The sequence below is a fragment of the Microbacterium phoenicis genome (assembly GCF_047302325.1).
Taxonomy (GTDB): Bacteria; Actinomycetota; Actinomycetes; order Actinomycetales; family Microbacteriaceae; genus Microbacterium.
Window position 1 is genome coordinate 1362515 of record NZ_CP154849.1, and the last position, 15553, is coordinate 1378067.

Consider the following 15553-nt stretch of genomic DNA (forward strand, 5'->3'; position numbering starts at 1 on the left):
TCAGGCCTCCGTCTGGCGGGTGCGCGGGTCGAGGAACGCGTAGGCGATGTCGGCGAGGATGTTCGCCACCAGCACCGACAGCGTGATGACCAGGAAGACGCCCTGCATGAGCGCGTAGTCCTTGCCGTTGGTGGCATCCAGCAGCAGTTTTCCGACGCCGGGGTAGCTGAAGACCATCTCCATGACGATCGTGCCGCCGACGATGAAGCCGATCGACAGCGCGAAGCTCTGGATCTGGGGGAGGACCGCGTTGCGGGCGGCGTACCGCCACAGCACGCGCGAGTTCGGCATGCCCTTGGCCTGCGCGACGGTGATGTAGTCCTCGTCGAGGACCGTGAGCATCATGTTGCGCATGCCGAGCATCCAGCCGCCGAGTGAGGCGATGATGATCGTCACCGCCGGGAGCGTGCCGTGGTGGATCACCTGCCCGATGAACTCCGGGGTGAACTCGGGGGAGTAGCCGACGCCGTACGCCTTGCCGATCGGGAACCACTTGAGGTTGACCGAGAAGAGGGCGATGGCGAGGAGCCCCAGCCAGAAGTACGGGATGGTGCTGAGGAAGGTCGTGATCGGGATCATCACCTCGGAGCGGCTCCCTCGGCGCCAGCCGATGATGGCGCCGCCGATCGTGCCGATGAGGAACGAGATGATCGTGGCGAATCCGACGAGCCCCACCGTCCAGGGGAGGGCCGCGCTGATGACCTCGCCGACCGGGCGGAGGCCGTGCAGGAGCGAGACGCCGAGGTCGCCGCGGAACATCAGGCCCCAGTAGTCGACGTACTGCTGCCACATCGACTTGTCGGTGTCGATGCCGAGCAGGGCCCGGAGCGCGTCGGCTGCCTCGGGCGTGACGTTGCGGTTGCGGGCGAGGTACTGATCGACCGCGTCTCCCTTCATCAGGCGGGGCAGGAAGAAGTTGATCGTGATCGCCGCCCACAGCGTGAAGAGGTAGAACAGGGCGCGGCTGCCGAGGAAGCGCCACGGGATGCGGGAGCGCCCCTTCACGGCGGTGGTCGCGGTGGTGCCGACCTCGAGCGCGTCGGACGTCTCGACGGGCAGCTGGGGTTCGACGGCGGTCATCGGGCACCTCCGGGCAGTCCCGGAGCCGACGCGAAGTGGCTCTCGGGGTCGGGGGACGCAGCGCGGAGCTCCTGCGTGTACGGGTTCTGGGGACGCAGGATGACGTCGTCGGCGGTGCCGCTCTCGACGACCCTGCCCTGGTTGAGCACGAGGATCTCGTCGCTGAAGTGACGTGCGGTGGCGAGGTCGTGGGTGATGTAGAGCACCCCGAGCCCCTCTTCGCGCTGCAGGTCGGCGAGGAGGTTCAGGACGCCCATGCGGATCGAGACGTCGAGCATCGACACCGGCTCGTCGGCGACGAGCAGCCGGGGGCGGGATGCCAGGGCCCGGGCGATCGCGACGCGTTGCCGCTGTCCGCCCGAGAGTTCGTGGGGACGGCGGTCGATGACCGAGTCGGGGTCGAGTCGGACGCGGTCGAGGAGGCGCCTCACCTCGTCTTCGACGTCCTTCTTCGGGACGACGTTGTCCAGCCGCAGCGGGCGTTCGACGTGGTGGCGGATCGAGTGGTACGGGTTCAGGGAGGCGAACGGGTCCTGGAACACCATGCGGAGCTGCTGCCGGTAGTCGCGCAGGCCCTTGCCCCGGCGGGGGATGGGGGTGCCGTCGAGGCGGACCTCGCCGCTGGTGGGCGTCTCGAGCTGAGTGAGGATCTTGGCGATCGTCGACTTGCCGCTGCCGGACTGACCGACGAGGCCGATCGTCTGACCGGACGTCAGGGTAAACGACACGTCGTCGAGGGCCTTCATCTGACCGGCGCCGCGGACGTGGTAGATCTTCGTGACGCTGTCGAATTCGAGTGTGGTCATCGGACGACGACCCCCCTTTCACCGGTGAGTCGCGGGAACGAGGACAGCAGCGTGCGCGTGTACTCGTGCTGCGGGGCGGTCCAGATGCGCTCGGCGGTGTCGATCTCGACGATCTCGCCCTTGCGCATGATGGCGATGCGGTCGCTGATCTCGAGGAGCAGCGGCAGGTCGTGCGTGATGAAGATGACGGAGAACCCGAACTCGTGGCGCAGCTGCGAGATCTGTTTGAGGATCTCGCGCTGCACGAGGACGTCGAGCGCAGTGGTGGGCTCGTCCATGATCATCAGCTGCGGACGGAGCGCGAGCGCCATGGCGATCATGACCCGCTGGCGCATGCCGCCGGAGAGTTCGTGAGGGTAGGAGCGGCTGCGGGCGGCGCCGACTTTGACGATCTCGAGCAGCTCGTTCACGGCGTCGCGACGCGCGGCCCGGTTCATGTCGGGCCGGTGGACCTCGAAGACGTCGGCGAGCTGCGAGCCGATCGTGGCGACGGGGTTGAGGGCGTTCATCGCTCCCTGGAAGACCATGGATATCTTGTCCCAGCGGAAGCGGCGCATCTCCTCCTGGCCGAGCGAGTTGACATCGATGTCCTCGCCGGAGATGTCGCGGAAGGTGACGGATCCGCTGGAGATGACGGCGGGTGCCTTGAGTAGTCGCTGGATGCCGTAGGCGAGTGTGGTCTTGCCGCATCCGCTCTCGCCGGCGAGTCCGAGGATCTCGCCGCGGCGCAGTTCGAGGCTGACGTGGCTGACGGCTTCGACCGGGGGGTCGACGTCGTAGACGACCGAGAAGTCGTCGACGGACAGTAACGAATCGCGCATCGGTGCGTGCTCGCTTTCGTGGAGGTGAGCAGGGGGAGCGGGACGGATGCCGCGGGCCATGCGGCATCCGTCCCACCGGCGGTCGGATTACTCTTTGGGCTTCAGCTTCGTCAGGATCTGAACGACGCCGACCTGCGTCGGGTCACCCGCGGCGTACTGGTCGTCCTCCGAGGGCCAGCCGACGTAGTTGCGGGTGTTGAACTCACCGAGGAGCGGGTGCGCACCCAGCGGGATGGCGGGGACGTTCTCGACGAACGCCTTCTGCAGGATTGCGCCGGCTTCGGCGCGCTCGTCATCCGAGGCAGCGTTGGCGTAGGTGTTCAGCGCCTCGGTGACCGCGGGGTCGTCGAAGCGGCCGAAGTTGAACGACGCCTTGCCGTCGACGATCCACTTCGGGTCCATGGTCGACGTGTACAGGCCGTACGCGTTGCCGGTGTCCTCGAGCCAGTGGATGATCGCGTCGAAGTTGCCCTCCTGCTTGCCGGCGTCCCAGCCGCCGAAGTCGGGCTGGTCGACGTTCACCTTGATGCCGAGCGCCTTCTCGAGCTCCTCCGACATGAGGGCCTGCTCGGTGTTCCAGTCGCTCCAGCCGGCCGGGACCGAGACTGAGAACTCGACGGCTTCACCGTCGGGGTCGGTCAGCGTGCCGCTGTTCCAGGTGTAGCCGGCGTCCGTGAGGACCTCCTTGGCCTTGTCGACGTCGACGGAGTAGTTGTCGTCCTTGTACTCGTCGATGATCTCGCTCTCGAGCACGGAGCTGAGGCCGGTCTTGTTCCAGATCGCCTCGCTCGCACCCTCTCGGGCGATGTCGACGTAGGCCTCGCGGTCGAGCGTCCAGGCGAGCGCCTCGCGCAGTGCGGGGTTGTTGAAGGGCTTCTTCTGCAGGTTCATGAAGAGCGTGCCGGCGCCCGGGGTGGGCGAGACCAGGAACACGTTGTCCGGGTCGGCGGAGAGGTAGCTCTCCTGGACCTGCGGGATGAAGGCCTGAGCCCAGTCCGCATCGCCCGACACGAGCGCCGTGGTGAGCGCGGCGTTGTCGCCGTAGGAGACGTAGTTCAACTGGGGAACGGCGAGGTCGCCGCCCCAGTAGTCGGGGTTCGCCTTGAGTGAGACGGACTCGGTCGACCAGTTCGACATGACGTACGGGCCGGTGCCGACGAGCTTGCCCTCATCGGTCAGGGGGTCGGTGTTGGGGTCCTCGATGTCCTTCCAGATGTGCTCCGGGACGATCGGGGTGTGCAGGACGCGGCCCTGCGAGGTGAACTTCGAGCTCGAGAAGGTCAGCACGACCGAGTCGCCGTCGGCGGTGACCTCGGTGACGCCGAGAGCGCCGGTGTCGGTGAGCTTGCCGCTCAGGTACTGATTGAAGGTGAAGACGACGTCGTCGGCGGTGAAGTCCTCACCGTCGCTCCACTTCACGCCGCTGCGAGGCGTGACGGTGAGCTGGGTGTAGTCGTCGTTCCACTCGACCTTCTCGGCGAGCCACGGGGTGGTGCCGAGGTCTCCGGTCGGGTTGACGAGCGCGAGCGGCTCGAAGATGACCTTCGAGTAGCCGTAACGCGAGCCGGCCGAGTCGCCGAGGTAGGGGTTGTGGGATTCCGTGGTGATCGCGCCGTCGGGCTTCGCGATCGTGAGAGCGGCTCCGGAGCCCTGGTTCCCGGAGTCGTTGTTTCCTCCGCCGGCGGCGCAGCCGGTGAGGATGAGTGCCGCGGTGAGACCGGCGGCGGCGAGGGAGGTCTTCAGCCTCATTGCTTCTCCTTCATCTGTGGTCCCGGCGCCGCGAACAGACCTCCGAAGGAGTGCCACTCGGCGCTGAGTGTGATTGCATGGGAAAACTTACAATCAAGTAAGTAAGTTCACAACCCTCCAGTGATGCGGGCGTCGCGATCTGCGTAAGATCTGATCCGCACGCGGGGAAGAAGGCGGATCATGGTCGACAGCCGACACCAGACGAAGTCGCGTCCCGCGACGCTCGTCCGTCGTCGAGAGATCCTCGACGCGGCGCAGGAGATCTTCGGCTCCAAGGGCTTCGCGAACGGCACCCTGCAGGACATCGCCGACCAGGTCGGGATGACGCACGCCGGCATCCTCCATCACTTCGGGTCGAAGGATCAGCTGCTGCTCGACGTGCTCGAGCATCGGGATCAGACGGATGTCGTCGATCTGGACGGCGGGCGCATCCCGGGCGGGATGGAGCTGTTCCGCCACCTCGTGCACACCGCGATCATGAACATGCAGCGGGCCGGGATCGTGCAGGCGTATGCCGTGCTGTCGGCGGAGTCGGTCACCGACGACCACCCCGGGCGGGCGTACTTCGAGCACCGGTACACCGTGCTGCGGAAGGACCTGCGCGAGGCGTTCGAGCGGGTCTGCGAGGAGCGGGGCATCACGGATCCCGGCTCGATCGCGCACGGCTCAGCCGCGATCCTTGCCGTGATGGACGGACTGCAGGTGCAATGGCTGCTCGACCCGACGGCGGTCGACCTGGGGCGCGCGTCGGAGTTCGCGATCGAGGCGATCGTGGCCGCCGTCATCGAGCCGCGTCCATCGGTGCTGGGGGAACACGCCTGAGTTTTTTCGGCGTCGATGTCGATTCCGATCGCACCTGTTCGACGCGATAGTGAGAGGGACGGAAAGCGTTCCCCGGAACTCAGGAGATGACCATGAAGCACATGCTGATCATGCGGAGCACGCAGGCTGCGGCCGAGGCCTTCGCCGAGACCGATTTCGAGGCGGTCATCAACGCGATGGGTGCGTACAACGAATCGATGATGAACGCCGGCGTTCTCGTCGGCGGCGACGGCCTGGCGCCCGAGCCGGGGTACGTCGTCGACTTCGACGGCGAGACGCCGGTGGTCAGCGACGGCCCCTACGGTGAGGTCCACGAGCTCTTCAACGGGTTCTGGATCGTGCAGACGGCGACCGCCGAGGAGGCCTTGGAGTGGGCGAAGCGCGCACCGCTGACACCGGGCAGCAAGCTCGAGGTGCGTCGGGTGACCGACGAGAGCGACTTTGCGGACTTCGCCGACAACGAGTACATCGAGAAGGAGAGGGGCTGGCGCGAAGAGCAGGGCGCGTGAGCCGGTGAGTGACGTCCGGCGCGAGATCGAGGCGGTCTGGCGGATCGAGGGCGTGCGGATCGTGGCATCCCTCGCGAAGGTCACGCGGGATCTCGGTCTCGCCGAGGATGTCGCTCAAGAGGCGCTGGTCGAAGCCTTGACGGCGTGGCCGCGTGACGGGATGCCGGTCAATCCCGGTGCGTGGCTGACGACGGTCGCGAAGCGGCGGGTGATCGATGCGTGGCGGCGACGGACGGCGCGTGATGATCGGTACGCCGGGATCGCGCACAACCTTGCCGAGGTGGTCGAGGCGGACTGGGAGCCGATCGACGACGACGTGCTGCGGCTCGTGTTCACGGCGTGCCATCCCGCGCTGTCGCGGGAGTCGCAGGTCGCCTTGACGCTGCGGGTCGTGGCGGGGCTCACGACGGAGGAGATCGCGCGGATGCTGCTGACGACCGTCCCGGCGGTGCAGGCGCGGATCACCCGGGCGAAGAAGACGCTGGCGGCGGGCGGCATCCCGTTCGAGACTCCGGACCCGTCGGAGTGGCCGGGCCGGTTGGGTGCCGTGTTGAGTGTCGTGTACATGGTCTTCACCGAGGGGTATGCGGCGACGGCGGGGGAGCGCTGGGTGCGTCCCGACCTGGCCGACGAGGCGATCCGGTTGGGGCGGGTCGTGGCGGGTCTGCTCCCGCCGGAGCCTGAGGTCCTCGCGCTGCTGGCACTGATGGACTTCCAGCGGGCGCGCTTCGCGGCGCGCGAGACGGCGGGTGGTGAGCCGATTCTGCTCGGGGATCAGGACCGGACCCGGTGGGACCGCGGCCAGATCGCGCGGGCGTCGGACGAGTTGCGCCGAGCGGATGCCGCGGCCGCCGCGCGAGGAAAGGGTCGCGGTCCGTACGCGTTGCAGGCCGCCATCGCGCAGTGTCATGCCCTGGCGCCGAGCGTGGCGGAGACCGACTGGGAGCGCATTGTCGTGCTCTACGAGGTGCTGGGTCGGGTCGCGCCGAGTCCGATGGTGGAGCTGAACCGAGCAGCGGCGGTGTCGATGGCTGCGGGACCGGCGGAGGCGCTGGCGATCGTCGACGCGCTGGACCGGTCGGGTGCGCTGCAGGGGTCGCACGTGGTCCCGAGCGTGCGAGGCGAGCTGCTGGCGCGGCTGGGTCGGAACGACGAGGCGCGCGCGGAGCTGGCGAGGGCCGCGGCGCTGACCGCGAATGCCGCGCAGCAGAGGGTGCTGCGGGACAAGGCAGCCGCGTTGCGGGGTCTCGGGTAGGCGGAGCCGGGGGCGATGGGGTGCGACCGGGCCTGCGCGCGCTCGTGCGATGGAGTGCGTGCGCGTGTCATCGTGGCGAACGTGTCTGCCCGGGCCGCGTGCGTTGCGTCCTCTCAGAAGGGTGCCGGGTCTCCGGGCGCGGTGGTGGCAGGGGTGAAGGCGACGGCCGGTGTGGGTGCGTCTTCGCGGTAGGTCCTGCCGAGGGGTGAGGTCCATTCGAGGACACCACCCTTCAGTTGTCGGACTTTCCAGGCGGTGAATTGCTTCATCGAGTGGTGTCGTTGACACAGGTGGGCGAGGTTGGAGAGTTCTGTCTTGCCGCCGAGGGCGTGGTCGTGGGTGTGGTCGATCTCGCAGCGGATCGCGGCGACGCGGCATCCGGGGAACCGGCAGTGTTGGTCGCGGGCTTGCAGGAACCGTCGCATTCCGGACGGCACGCGGTAGGAGTCGGTCGCGACGGCGACCCCGGTCGTCGGGTCGTGGAACAGTCGCTCCCAGATGTGCGTCGACCCAGCGAGCGTGCGGGCGGTAGCGGGGTCGATCGGCGAGCGACCGGCGAGGTCGCACGGCCCGTCGTCCTCCCCGGTCAAGGTTGCCGCGGGCACGAGTACCTGCACGCGAGCGCGGATCGCGCCGAGCGGGCCAGCGGCCGTGTCACGCGTGTCGTCGAGCGCCGGTGTCCCCGCGAGGAGGAGGTCGGCGAACACGTCGGCACGGACCTGATCCGTCGATCGGGCGTCGGTGGCGATGACTTCCGAGCCGGCCGACCGTTCGTCGCGGGTATCGATGATCGCGCGCGCCTGCTGGGTGAGTCGGTCGTGGATCCCCTCCGCGATCATCGCAGGGAGGGTTGCGATGAGGTCGCTCATCCCGTCCCGCCCGGGCACGAGTCGCACACACCGACCCGCGGCTGCCTCTTCGTGCCGCTCCGCGAAGGACCGCGGGTGCATCCGGTGCGCCAGGATCTCCAACTCGCCCCGCACCCGGTTCGGTGTGTCACCTTCGCACCGTTCGATCGCGATGGTCTCGAACTCCGCCCACATCTCCGCAGGCAGGTTGACTCCGGCGTCGACGATCGCGCTCACGTGCCCGCGGACGATCCGGCCGGCTTCCCACGCGGCCACCGCCGCCGGGAACCCTTCGATCGTCACCCGGGCTTCACCGATGCGTCGTTGCACCGTCCGGTCGGTCATCCGCATCGTCCCGGCGACCTCGGCCGAGATGGAGCGCAGGGCCATGTCGTGCAGGAGGACATTCGCGTCGGAGCGAACGCCCTGCGCCTCTGCCAATCGCCCCGCTGCCGCAAGCGCGCGAAGCTCCGCGATCTGCCCGGAAGCGATGACACGTCCCGCGCTCTCGACGTCCGCAAGGATCCCCGCTAGGGCGGCGAGATATGCCTCGCCACCGGGGTTTTCCGCCTCGTCCGTCATACCTGCACTCTCGCATCAACCTCCGACATTCGGACCCCGAAAAGCGCCGAAACCACACGCTATGAACCGCCTCGAAGATGAGGAATCTCTCATCAGGCCAGAAGTCCTAGACCCACCCCGCCCGCTCCAGCACTACGCGCGCGATCTCGCCCACCGCTCGCCCATCCGTAGCGACCCGCACGGCTTCCTCAACTGCCTCGTCCAACCGCCGCGCAGCCGCGGCGCTTCGGGCCACGTGTTCCTCGAGCGCCGTCCCAATCTCTCGCTTGGCAAGGCGTTCCGCGGCGACGACATCCGTCGACGTAAGTAGCACCGCCGTCGACCGCACGTCACCGCCCAGAGCAGCCTCCAGCTCGGCGACCTGCAGCACGCTGACCGTGTTCGTGAAGATGAGCCTCGAATACCCGGCCTCGCGGTAGTTCGCCCACATCGCGGCGAGGTTCCGCTCCGCGAGCGGGATGCCGCTGCGCCACGGCTGCGGATGCGCGTGATCCAGACTGTCGCCCTCGATCACGGCGTGGCGGATGTCCGCCTTCGCGAGCAGGTGGGAAGCCTCGGCTGCGACGGAGGACTTTCCGACCCCGGAGCGTCCGCCGATGAAGATCACGTCGGTGTGCACCCCCTCATCCTCCCGACCTAACGGCCGTGGCCGCATCCCGCAACCCCGCGCCGGACTGCACGGCCCCGACATACCGTGGCCGAAACGATGCGAACGGAGCGTGTGATGCGGACGTACGACTATCTGATCGTCGGTGGCGGAATGGTGGCGGATGCGGCGGCCCGCGGCATCCGGGAACTCGACACCGACGGCACGATCGGCATCCTCAGTGCGGACGTCGACCCGCCGTACACGCGTCCCGCGCTGTCGAAGAAGCTGTGGACCGATCCGGACTTCACGTGGGATCAGGTTCCGCTCGGCACCGAGGAGACGGGCGCTGAGATCCGGCTCGAGACTCTCGTGACAGGAATCGACCGTGAGGCGAAGACCGTCTCGATCGGCGAGGGCAACGACCTCGGTTATCGCCGTCTGCTCCTCGCGACCGGCTCGAAGCCGCGCGAGATCCCGGTTCCTGAGGACGACCGCATCCTGTTCTTCCGCTCAGCGGATGACTACCGTCGCCTCCGCGACCTCACCGCGAACGGCGGGCGTGCGGTCGTCATCGGCGGCGGCTACATCGGAGCCGAGATCGCGGCGGCGCTCGTACAGAACGGCGTCGAGACCGAGCTCGTGTTCCCCTCCGAGGTCCTCGGCGACGGCACCTTCCCGCCCGCGCTCGCGAAGCGATACGAGCAGCTGTTCCGCGACGGCGGGGTCGAACTCGTCTCGGGTGCGCGCGTCGACGAGGTGCGTGCCGCCGGCAACCGCCTGCACGTCGTGCTCGAGGGCGGCGAGGAGCGTCCCGCCGACATCGTCGTACTCGGCCTCGGCGTCGACCCCGTGACCGAGCTCGCCGAGCAGGCGGGGCTCGAGGTCGACGAGGGTGTGATCGTCGACGAGCACCTCGTCACGAGCGACGACGCGATCTGGGCGGCCGGTGACATCGCGTCCTACCCCGACCCGATCCTGGGACGCACGCGCGTCGAGCACGTGGACAACGCGAACGAGATGGGCGCCGCCGTCGGTCGGTCGATGGCGGGGGAGCGGCTCCCGTACACCCACACCCCGTACTTCTACTCGGCCGTATTCGGCGTGCGATGGGAGGCGGTCGGCACGCTCGACCCCGAGAAGGACCCGCTCGTCGTCGATCTCGACGAGGACCGCACGGTCGTCTACTACCGTGACGAGAAGGGCACGCCCGTCGGCGTGCTGCTGTGGAACGTCGAGGACGCCCGCGACCTCGCGCGTGCCGTGCTCGTCGACGGCGAGACGGATGCCGAGGCCCTCCGCACCCGTATCGGCTGACGCATTGGGCGCCTAGCCCGTTACCAGAAGCGTGACAGTGATCGTCGTCCCGACGTCGATCGTGCTCTCGATCTGAAGGGTCCCGTGGTGTTCGGCGACGGCCGCGGCGACGCTCGCGAGCCCCAGTCCGGTGCCGCCGTCCTCGGGCTCGGCGAGACGGCCGCGTTCGCCGGGGTCGGTGATGGTCGCGATGTCGTCTGGGTGGATGCCGCGGCCCGCGTCTCGTACCGTGATGGCGACCGACCCCTCGCTGCGGACGACCTCGACGTGGATGTCGCCGTCGGAGTAGCGGGCGGCGTTCTCGAGGACGTTCGCGAACGCGCGGCGCAGCGCGAGGACGTCGCCGCGCACGACGGCCGTGTCGAGCCGGTCGAAGCGGATGCGCTCCTCTGCACCGGCCCGGAGGACGACGGATGCCGATCCCCGCACGACGAGCGACACGTCGAAGGTGCGCTCGTCGTCGCGCACGCCGCGGATGGCATCGGCCATGAGGGCTCCCGCCATCGCCGCGAGGTGCTCGCTGGTCTCGAGGGCCAGCCGGAGGTAACGATGGTCAGAGCCGATCTCGTCCTCGAGCAGGTCGAGATAGCCGCGCAGAGCCGTCACGGGCGAGATGAGGTCGTGCGCGAACGTGCGCTGAAGAGAGGTCTGTTCGTCCTGAGCCTGCTTCTCGGAGGTCGTGTCGCGGACGATCTTCACGAACCCGCCGATGCCTGCGTCGTCGTGGATCGCGGTGATCGTCACGTGAGCCCAGAACTGCGAGCCGTCCTTGCGGACCCGCCAGCCGTGATCCTCGACGCTGCCGTCGGCTCGCGCCCGCTCGAGCAGCGTGCCGGGGAGTCCGTTCTCGCGTTCGACGGCGCGATAGAACCGCGAGAAGTGCTCCCCGATGATCTCGTCGGCGGAGTACCCCTTGAGAGCTTCGGCCCCGACGTTCCATCCCCGAACGATGCCGTCCGGGTCCAGCTTCACGATCGCGAACAGCGCGACGTGCTGCTCCCACGCCTCGATCGCGTCTGCTCGCACCTTCATGGTCCCCCGCCGGTCGATGTCGGTTGTATCCGCCAGCATAGAAGCATTCTTACGGCCCGCCCCGAGCTCCCGGAGCGTCCTGACGCCCGTCAGAAGGCGCGGACCTCGCCGGGGGTGCTCGGCGGCAGCGGTGCGTGGGTGTCGAGATCCTCCATGAGGTGGATCGACGCATACGGATGCGGCGTGATGCGACCCGCGTCGTCGAAGACGCGGAGCGCGCGCCGAAGGCGACCGTCGGGAAGAAGCGGATGCCGGAACGTCACCTCGACTCTCGTGTCAGGCCATTCACCCACTATGTCGATGCGGGGCTCGCTCAGCCCGGTCGCCAGCGGCCGGGGTTCGCCGCCCGGACCCCGCCAGTAGTGGGCGAGGTCGCCGAACTCATCGACGAGCGCCGAGATCGCGGCATCCCGTCGCTCCATCGGCAGCTGGATGCGAGGCCAGGGCACGTCCGGCGTGGTGTCGACGACCTCGTCGGGGCCGATCCGGTCGAGGACGGCAAGGAACGCCTCGTCGGACAGCGGAACCGCCCCCCTCATCGCGGAAAGGTGTTCCGGTAGGTCGCCGGTGGGCAGGGGCGTGGTCGCGTACCGGTAGTGGTAGGAGGTTCCGCCATGTTCCTCGCGCACATCGGGCGCGTCGGGCGAGAACATCAGGCGGGGCGCGTCGCCGACGTCCTCGACGATGAGGATGCGTCGATCGATCGAGTGCGTCGTGAGCGTCCCGCCAGCCACGACGACGAGCTCCGTGTCCGTCGACCACGCTGCTCGTTCGTGGGGGTCAGGGTCCTGCCGCTCGCGCAGCCAGAGCCCGTGGCGGGTCGCCCCGACGGCATACCTGCTGCCGTCCGCGTACGCCCGGGCGGCCGGGCCGACGCGGCGGACGTGGACTGTCGTCAACGACCGGTGCAGATCGCCCTCATCGTCCTCGCTGGGCGCGTAGACGACCCAGGCGCCGTCCGGAGCCGCGAACACGGTCGCACCGACCGCGACATCGCCGACGTCGAGATCGGTCCACGAGACGACCCGGTCATCCTCGCCTGTTGCGCGGATCACCGCGACCGGCTGCGTCATGCTGATGAGGATCTCGGCGTCCTCGCCCAGGGTGACGCGCCAGGCGCGGGAATCGGTGCTCACGGGGTGATTCTGCCCCACGGTGGATCAGTCCGCCTGAGGCCGGCGCGCTCTCCGATCCGAAGCGCCGACGGTGCCGAACACCTTCCGTGACGATCACGCGGCAAAGCGAATCCGCGCACGCGCGGACGCGACTGGAGACGGATGCCGCTGCCCTGGGCCTCCGCCGCGTCGAGATCCCCACGGCCCTCGGCACCGTCGTCGCTCGCGTCGGTGTCGCCGCGAGCCCCGTCGCGACCGTCCTGCTTCACGGCGCCGCCGGCTCGTGGACAACCTGGACCCCGCTGCTGCGAGCCGCCGCCGGGTCGGGGGACCCGACACGCAACATCGTCGCGCTGGATCTGCCCGGCTGGGGCGAAAGCCAGTTCCCGTCCGACGGGATCGACATCGAGCGATTCAGTGAGGCCATCCGCGAGGCCGTGACGCGGCTGGGGTACGAGCGCTGGGTCGTCGTCGGGCATTCGCTCGGCGGCGCCATGGCACTCGATCTGGCGGCGCGCTTCTCCGATCAGACCGAATCCGTGTTCCTCGTCTCACCGTCGGGGCCGGCCGTGTTCGACGCCGTGCGGCGCCCCGTGCGCGGTGGGTTCGGCCTGCCCGGATTCGCGGGGATGCTCCTGGCGATGCGCATCCTCCGCGGACTGGGCGACGCGTCCGCTCCGCTGCTTCGCACGCTCGACCGCGGCGGTCTTCTGCGCCTTCTGAGCGCACCACTGTTCGCACCACCGCGGCGCATCGACCCCTCGGTCGTGCACGCGCTGGCCGACGAGATCCGGCCTCGATCCTTCATCGCCGCATCGCGGGCAGCTGCCGCCTACGACGAGGCGTCGTGGCGCGGCATCCGTTGTCCCGTGCGGTCGGTCCGCGGCGCTCGTGACGTGTTCGTCGGCCCGGACGACGGTGCCGGACTCGCGGCGCTGATCGAGGACTTCGACGAGAGGGTGCTGCCGGATGCCGGGCATTTCGCGGCCGTGGAGCAGCCTGCGGAGGTCGCCCGGCTGCTGCGGGCGATCCTCTAGATCCGCACGGCGTTGCCGGAGACGACGATGCCACCCGTCGCGGGGATATCCACGGTCAGTTCGCCGGGAAGCCCGACGTGCGCACCCTGTTCGATGACGATCCGCGCGGGCGGCGAAACGGCATCGAGCGATCGCAGGTACGCGCCGAACGACGCAGCGGCAGAGCCGGTCGCCGGGTCCTCGGTGATGCGTCCGACGGGGAAGAGGTTGCGTGCGACGAAGCGGTCCCGGCCGAGTCGGTGGGCGACCGTGATCGTGGCGGGCCAGCCGCGGTCATCCATCAGCGCTCGCACGCGCTCCGCGTCGAACGTGAAGTCGTCGAACGCTGCGCGGTCGGCGACGACGACGACCGGATGCGGGTTGCCCGCGTGCGCGATCCGCGGCGGCAGCTCCGCATCGAGGACCGACGCGTCGAGTCCGATCTCGTCGAGGATCGCCGCGAGATCGTCCTCGGTGAGGGGTGACACCGACGGCTCGATGCTCGTGAACGAGGCGCGTGTGCCCGCGGCATCCGTGCTCACCCGGATCTCGACCACACCCACGGGCGTTGCGAAACGGATCGCACCCGCGCTGACGCGGCCGGCGTCCGCGAGGGCGACGGCGGTGGCGACGGTCGCGTGGCCGCAGAACGGCACTTCGGCGATGGGGGAGAAGTAGCGGATCGTCAGCGCGCCGTCGTCACCGACGCCCGTCACGAACGCCGTTTCGGAGAAGTCGATCTCGGCGGCGATCCGCTGCATCGACGCGTCGTCGAGGGTCGACGCGTCGAGTACGACGCCCGCGGGGTTCCCGCCGTCGGAGTGGGTCGTGAAAGCGGCGTAGCGCAGGATGTCGGGGCCGGGCACCGTTCGAGGCTATTCCCGTCGGGAGGGTCAGCGGCGAACGAGGTCGGCGACGACGGGTCGGTGGTCGGTCGCGATGTCGGCGATGTCGAGCGTCGCGACTCTCGCGGCCTCCCATTCCGATGTCGCGAGGACGTTGTCGATCGCGGCGCCGAACAGCGGGGGGATCATCGACGGCCAGGTCGGAGCGAAGGTGCCGACGGTGCGGCAGGAGCCGAGCGTGCCGGCGGGCATGTTCGCGGGGACGGCGTTGAGGTCGCCGGCGACGATCGTGTCGGGGGAGTCGCAGTGCGACGCGATCCAGTCCAGTCCGAAATCCCGCCCCGAGGAATCGCCACGGAAGCTGAGGGCGACGAGGTGCGCGGCGACGATGCGCGGCGCAGCACCGTCGACCTCGGGAGCGAGGACGAAACCGGACGTGCGGCCCGATTCGTCCGCGTCGACGACCCGGTAGCGCGGCAGGTCGTCCGCGACGAGCACGGTCACCGCGATGCCGCGCACGCCGTAGCTCACATACCCCGGCGGTACCTCGCCGTCCCGGAGCAGGTTGCCCTGATAGAGCTCGCTGAGGACGACGATGTCGGGATGGAGTGCACCGATGAGAGCCGCGCGGGATGCCGCATCCTCCGCTCCTTGGAGGACGTTCCAGCCCAGCACTCGCAGCTGACCGTCCTGGCGAGCCGGGACGGCGTCGGGGGTGACGGTGGCGGGCATTGCGACTGCCGTCACGAGGAGCACGACGAGCAGACCGACGCTCACGACACCGGTGCCGAACAGTGCGACCTTCCGGCGTCGCCGGAGGAGTAGCGCGAGGAAGGTCAGGATGAGGGATGCGGCGAGCATGCCGGCGAACACGAAGCCGGGGAAGGCGAGCGCCCCGCTGAACAGCCACCACCGCGCGAGGAAGCCGAGCTCGCGGCCGGCGAGGTAGACGATCGCGACGAGCGCGAGGGCCGCCGCGCCGATGAGAAGGAACGGCGTGAGCCGATCCCTGCGGGCAGGCCGTTCTTCAGTGGTCATGTCCTACGCCCCCCCGCGCGGTACCGGTCCGGCGAGTTCGCCGCCCGCCCACGCTACCCGTGCGCGCCGCGAGGACGTATGCCATGCTCCGTGAGTGTCGAACGGGCGCTTGACCTCGCCCCAGGGGCAGGG

The 15553-nt window shown here is 69.0% G+C and carries 15 protein-coding genes; 5 read left to right on the plus strand and 10 right to left on the minus strand.

The features are described 5' to 3' along the window. The 4 genes from ABCU91_RS06625 to ABCU91_RS06640 all read right to left on the minus strand — a co-directional run bounded on the left by ABCU91_RS06625 (position 1) and on the right by ABCU91_RS06640 (position 4456). Entirely contained in the window at positions 1–1080 is a 1080-nt protein-coding gene (locus tag ABCU91_RS06625) for an ABC transporter permease (protein ID WP_406922361.1), read from the minus strand. Then, positions 1077–1886: an ABC transporter ATP-binding protein gene (locus tag ABCU91_RS06630; protein WP_413355237.1), complete on the minus strand. Its 810-nt coding sequence runs from the start codon at positions 1884–1886 to the stop codon at positions 1077–1079. Before ABCU91_RS06630 ends, ABCU91_RS06625 begins: the two co-directional genes overlap by 4 nt. Beyond that, positions 1883–2707 (minus strand): ABC transporter ATP-binding protein, encoded by an 825-nt coding sequence (locus ABCU91_RS06635; RefSeq protein WP_406922359.1) that lies wholly within the window; start codon positions 2705–2707, stop codon positions 1883–1885. The genes ABCU91_RS06630 and ABCU91_RS06635 overlap by 4 nt, the downstream gene beginning before the upstream one ends. 87 nt (positions 2708–2794) lie before the next feature. After that, the gene (locus tag ABCU91_RS06640) at positions 2795–4456 is read right to left on the minus strand and encodes an ABC transporter substrate-binding protein (protein WP_413355239.1); all 1662 of its coding nucleotides are present in this window, start codon (positions 4454–4456) and stop codon (positions 2795–2797) included. A 180-nt stretch (positions 4457–4636) separates the two neighbouring features. On the opposite strand from ABCU91_RS06640, the gene ABCU91_RS06645 reads away from it, so the two are divergent. From ABCU91_RS06645 to ABCU91_RS06655, 3 genes are all read left to right on the plus strand, one after another. Beyond that, on the plus strand, positions 4637–5278 hold the full coding sequence (locus ABCU91_RS06645) for a TetR/AcrR family transcriptional regulator (protein ID WP_406922357.1): 642 nt from the start codon (positions 4637–4639) through the stop codon (positions 5276–5278). Positions 5279–5370: 92 nt separating this feature from the next. Further along, entirely contained in the window at positions 5371–5787 is a 417-nt protein-coding gene (locus ABCU91_RS06650) for a YciI family protein (protein ID WP_413355240.1), read from the plus strand. A gap of 4 nt (positions 5788–5791) precedes the next feature. Beyond that, positions 5792–7042, plus strand: coding sequence for an RNA polymerase sigma factor (locus tag ABCU91_RS06655; protein ID WP_413355241.1), 1251 nt, complete (start codon positions 5792–5794; stop codon positions 7040–7042). Positions 7043–7155: 113 nt separating this feature from the next. On the opposite strand, the gene ABCU91_RS06660 is transcribed toward ABCU91_RS06655, so the two are convergent. Further along, positions 7156–8472, minus strand: a complete 1317-nt coding sequence (locus ABCU91_RS06660; protein WP_413355242.1) for a DUF222 domain-containing protein — start codon at positions 8470–8472, stop codon at positions 7156–7158. A 106-nt stretch (positions 8473–8578) separates the two neighbouring features. Next, positions 8579–9091 (minus strand): adenylyl-sulfate kinase, encoded by a 513-nt coding sequence (locus ABCU91_RS06665; protein WP_413355243.1) that lies wholly within the window; start codon positions 9089–9091, stop codon positions 8579–8581. Between the two features lie 87 nt (positions 9092–9178). Here ABCU91_RS06665 and ABCU91_RS06670 point away from each other — a divergent pair, with 87 nt between their 5' ends. Next, positions 9179–10375 carry an NAD(P)/FAD-dependent oxidoreductase gene (locus ABCU91_RS06670; protein WP_413355244.1) on the plus strand — a complete coding sequence of 399 codons (1197 nt, stop codon included), beginning with the start codon at positions 9179–9181 and terminating at the stop codon, positions 10373–10375. Positions 10376–10387: 12 nt separating this feature from the next. Here ABCU91_RS06670 and ABCU91_RS06675 read toward each other — a convergent pair whose 3' ends face one another. Together ABCU91_RS06675 and ABCU91_RS06680 are read right to left on the minus strand one after the other, a co-directional pair. Beyond that, a complete protein-coding gene (locus ABCU91_RS06675) occupies positions 10388–11446 on the minus strand; it encodes an ATP-binding protein (RefSeq protein ID WP_413355245.1) in 1059 nt (352 codons plus the stop codon). Positions 11447–11496: 50 nt separating this feature from the next. Then, on the minus strand, positions 11497–12543 hold the full coding sequence (locus ABCU91_RS06680; RefSeq protein ID WP_413355246.1) for a hypothetical protein: 1047 nt from the start codon (positions 12541–12543) through the stop codon (positions 11497–11499). Between the two features lie 86 nt (positions 12544–12629). On the opposite strand from ABCU91_RS06680, the gene ABCU91_RS06685 reads away from it, so the two are divergent. Further along, positions 12630–13559: an alpha/beta fold hydrolase gene (locus tag ABCU91_RS06685; RefSeq protein WP_413355247.1), complete on the plus strand. Its 930-nt coding sequence runs from the start codon at positions 12630–12632 to the stop codon at positions 13557–13559. Here ABCU91_RS06685 and ABCU91_RS06690 read toward each other — a convergent pair. Beyond that, positions 13556–14404, minus strand: a complete 849-nt coding sequence (locus ABCU91_RS06690) for a PhzF family phenazine biosynthesis protein (protein ID WP_413355249.1) — start codon at positions 14402–14404, stop codon at positions 13556–13558. The genes ABCU91_RS06685 and ABCU91_RS06690 overlap by 4 nt on opposite strands. Positions 14405–14431: 27 nt before the next feature. After that, complete coding sequence (locus tag ABCU91_RS06695; RefSeq protein ID WP_413355250.1) at positions 14432–15421, minus strand: endonuclease/exonuclease/phosphatase family protein; 990 nt, start codon at positions 15419–15421, stop codon at positions 14432–14434. Positions 15422–15553 lie beyond the last annotated feature (132 nt).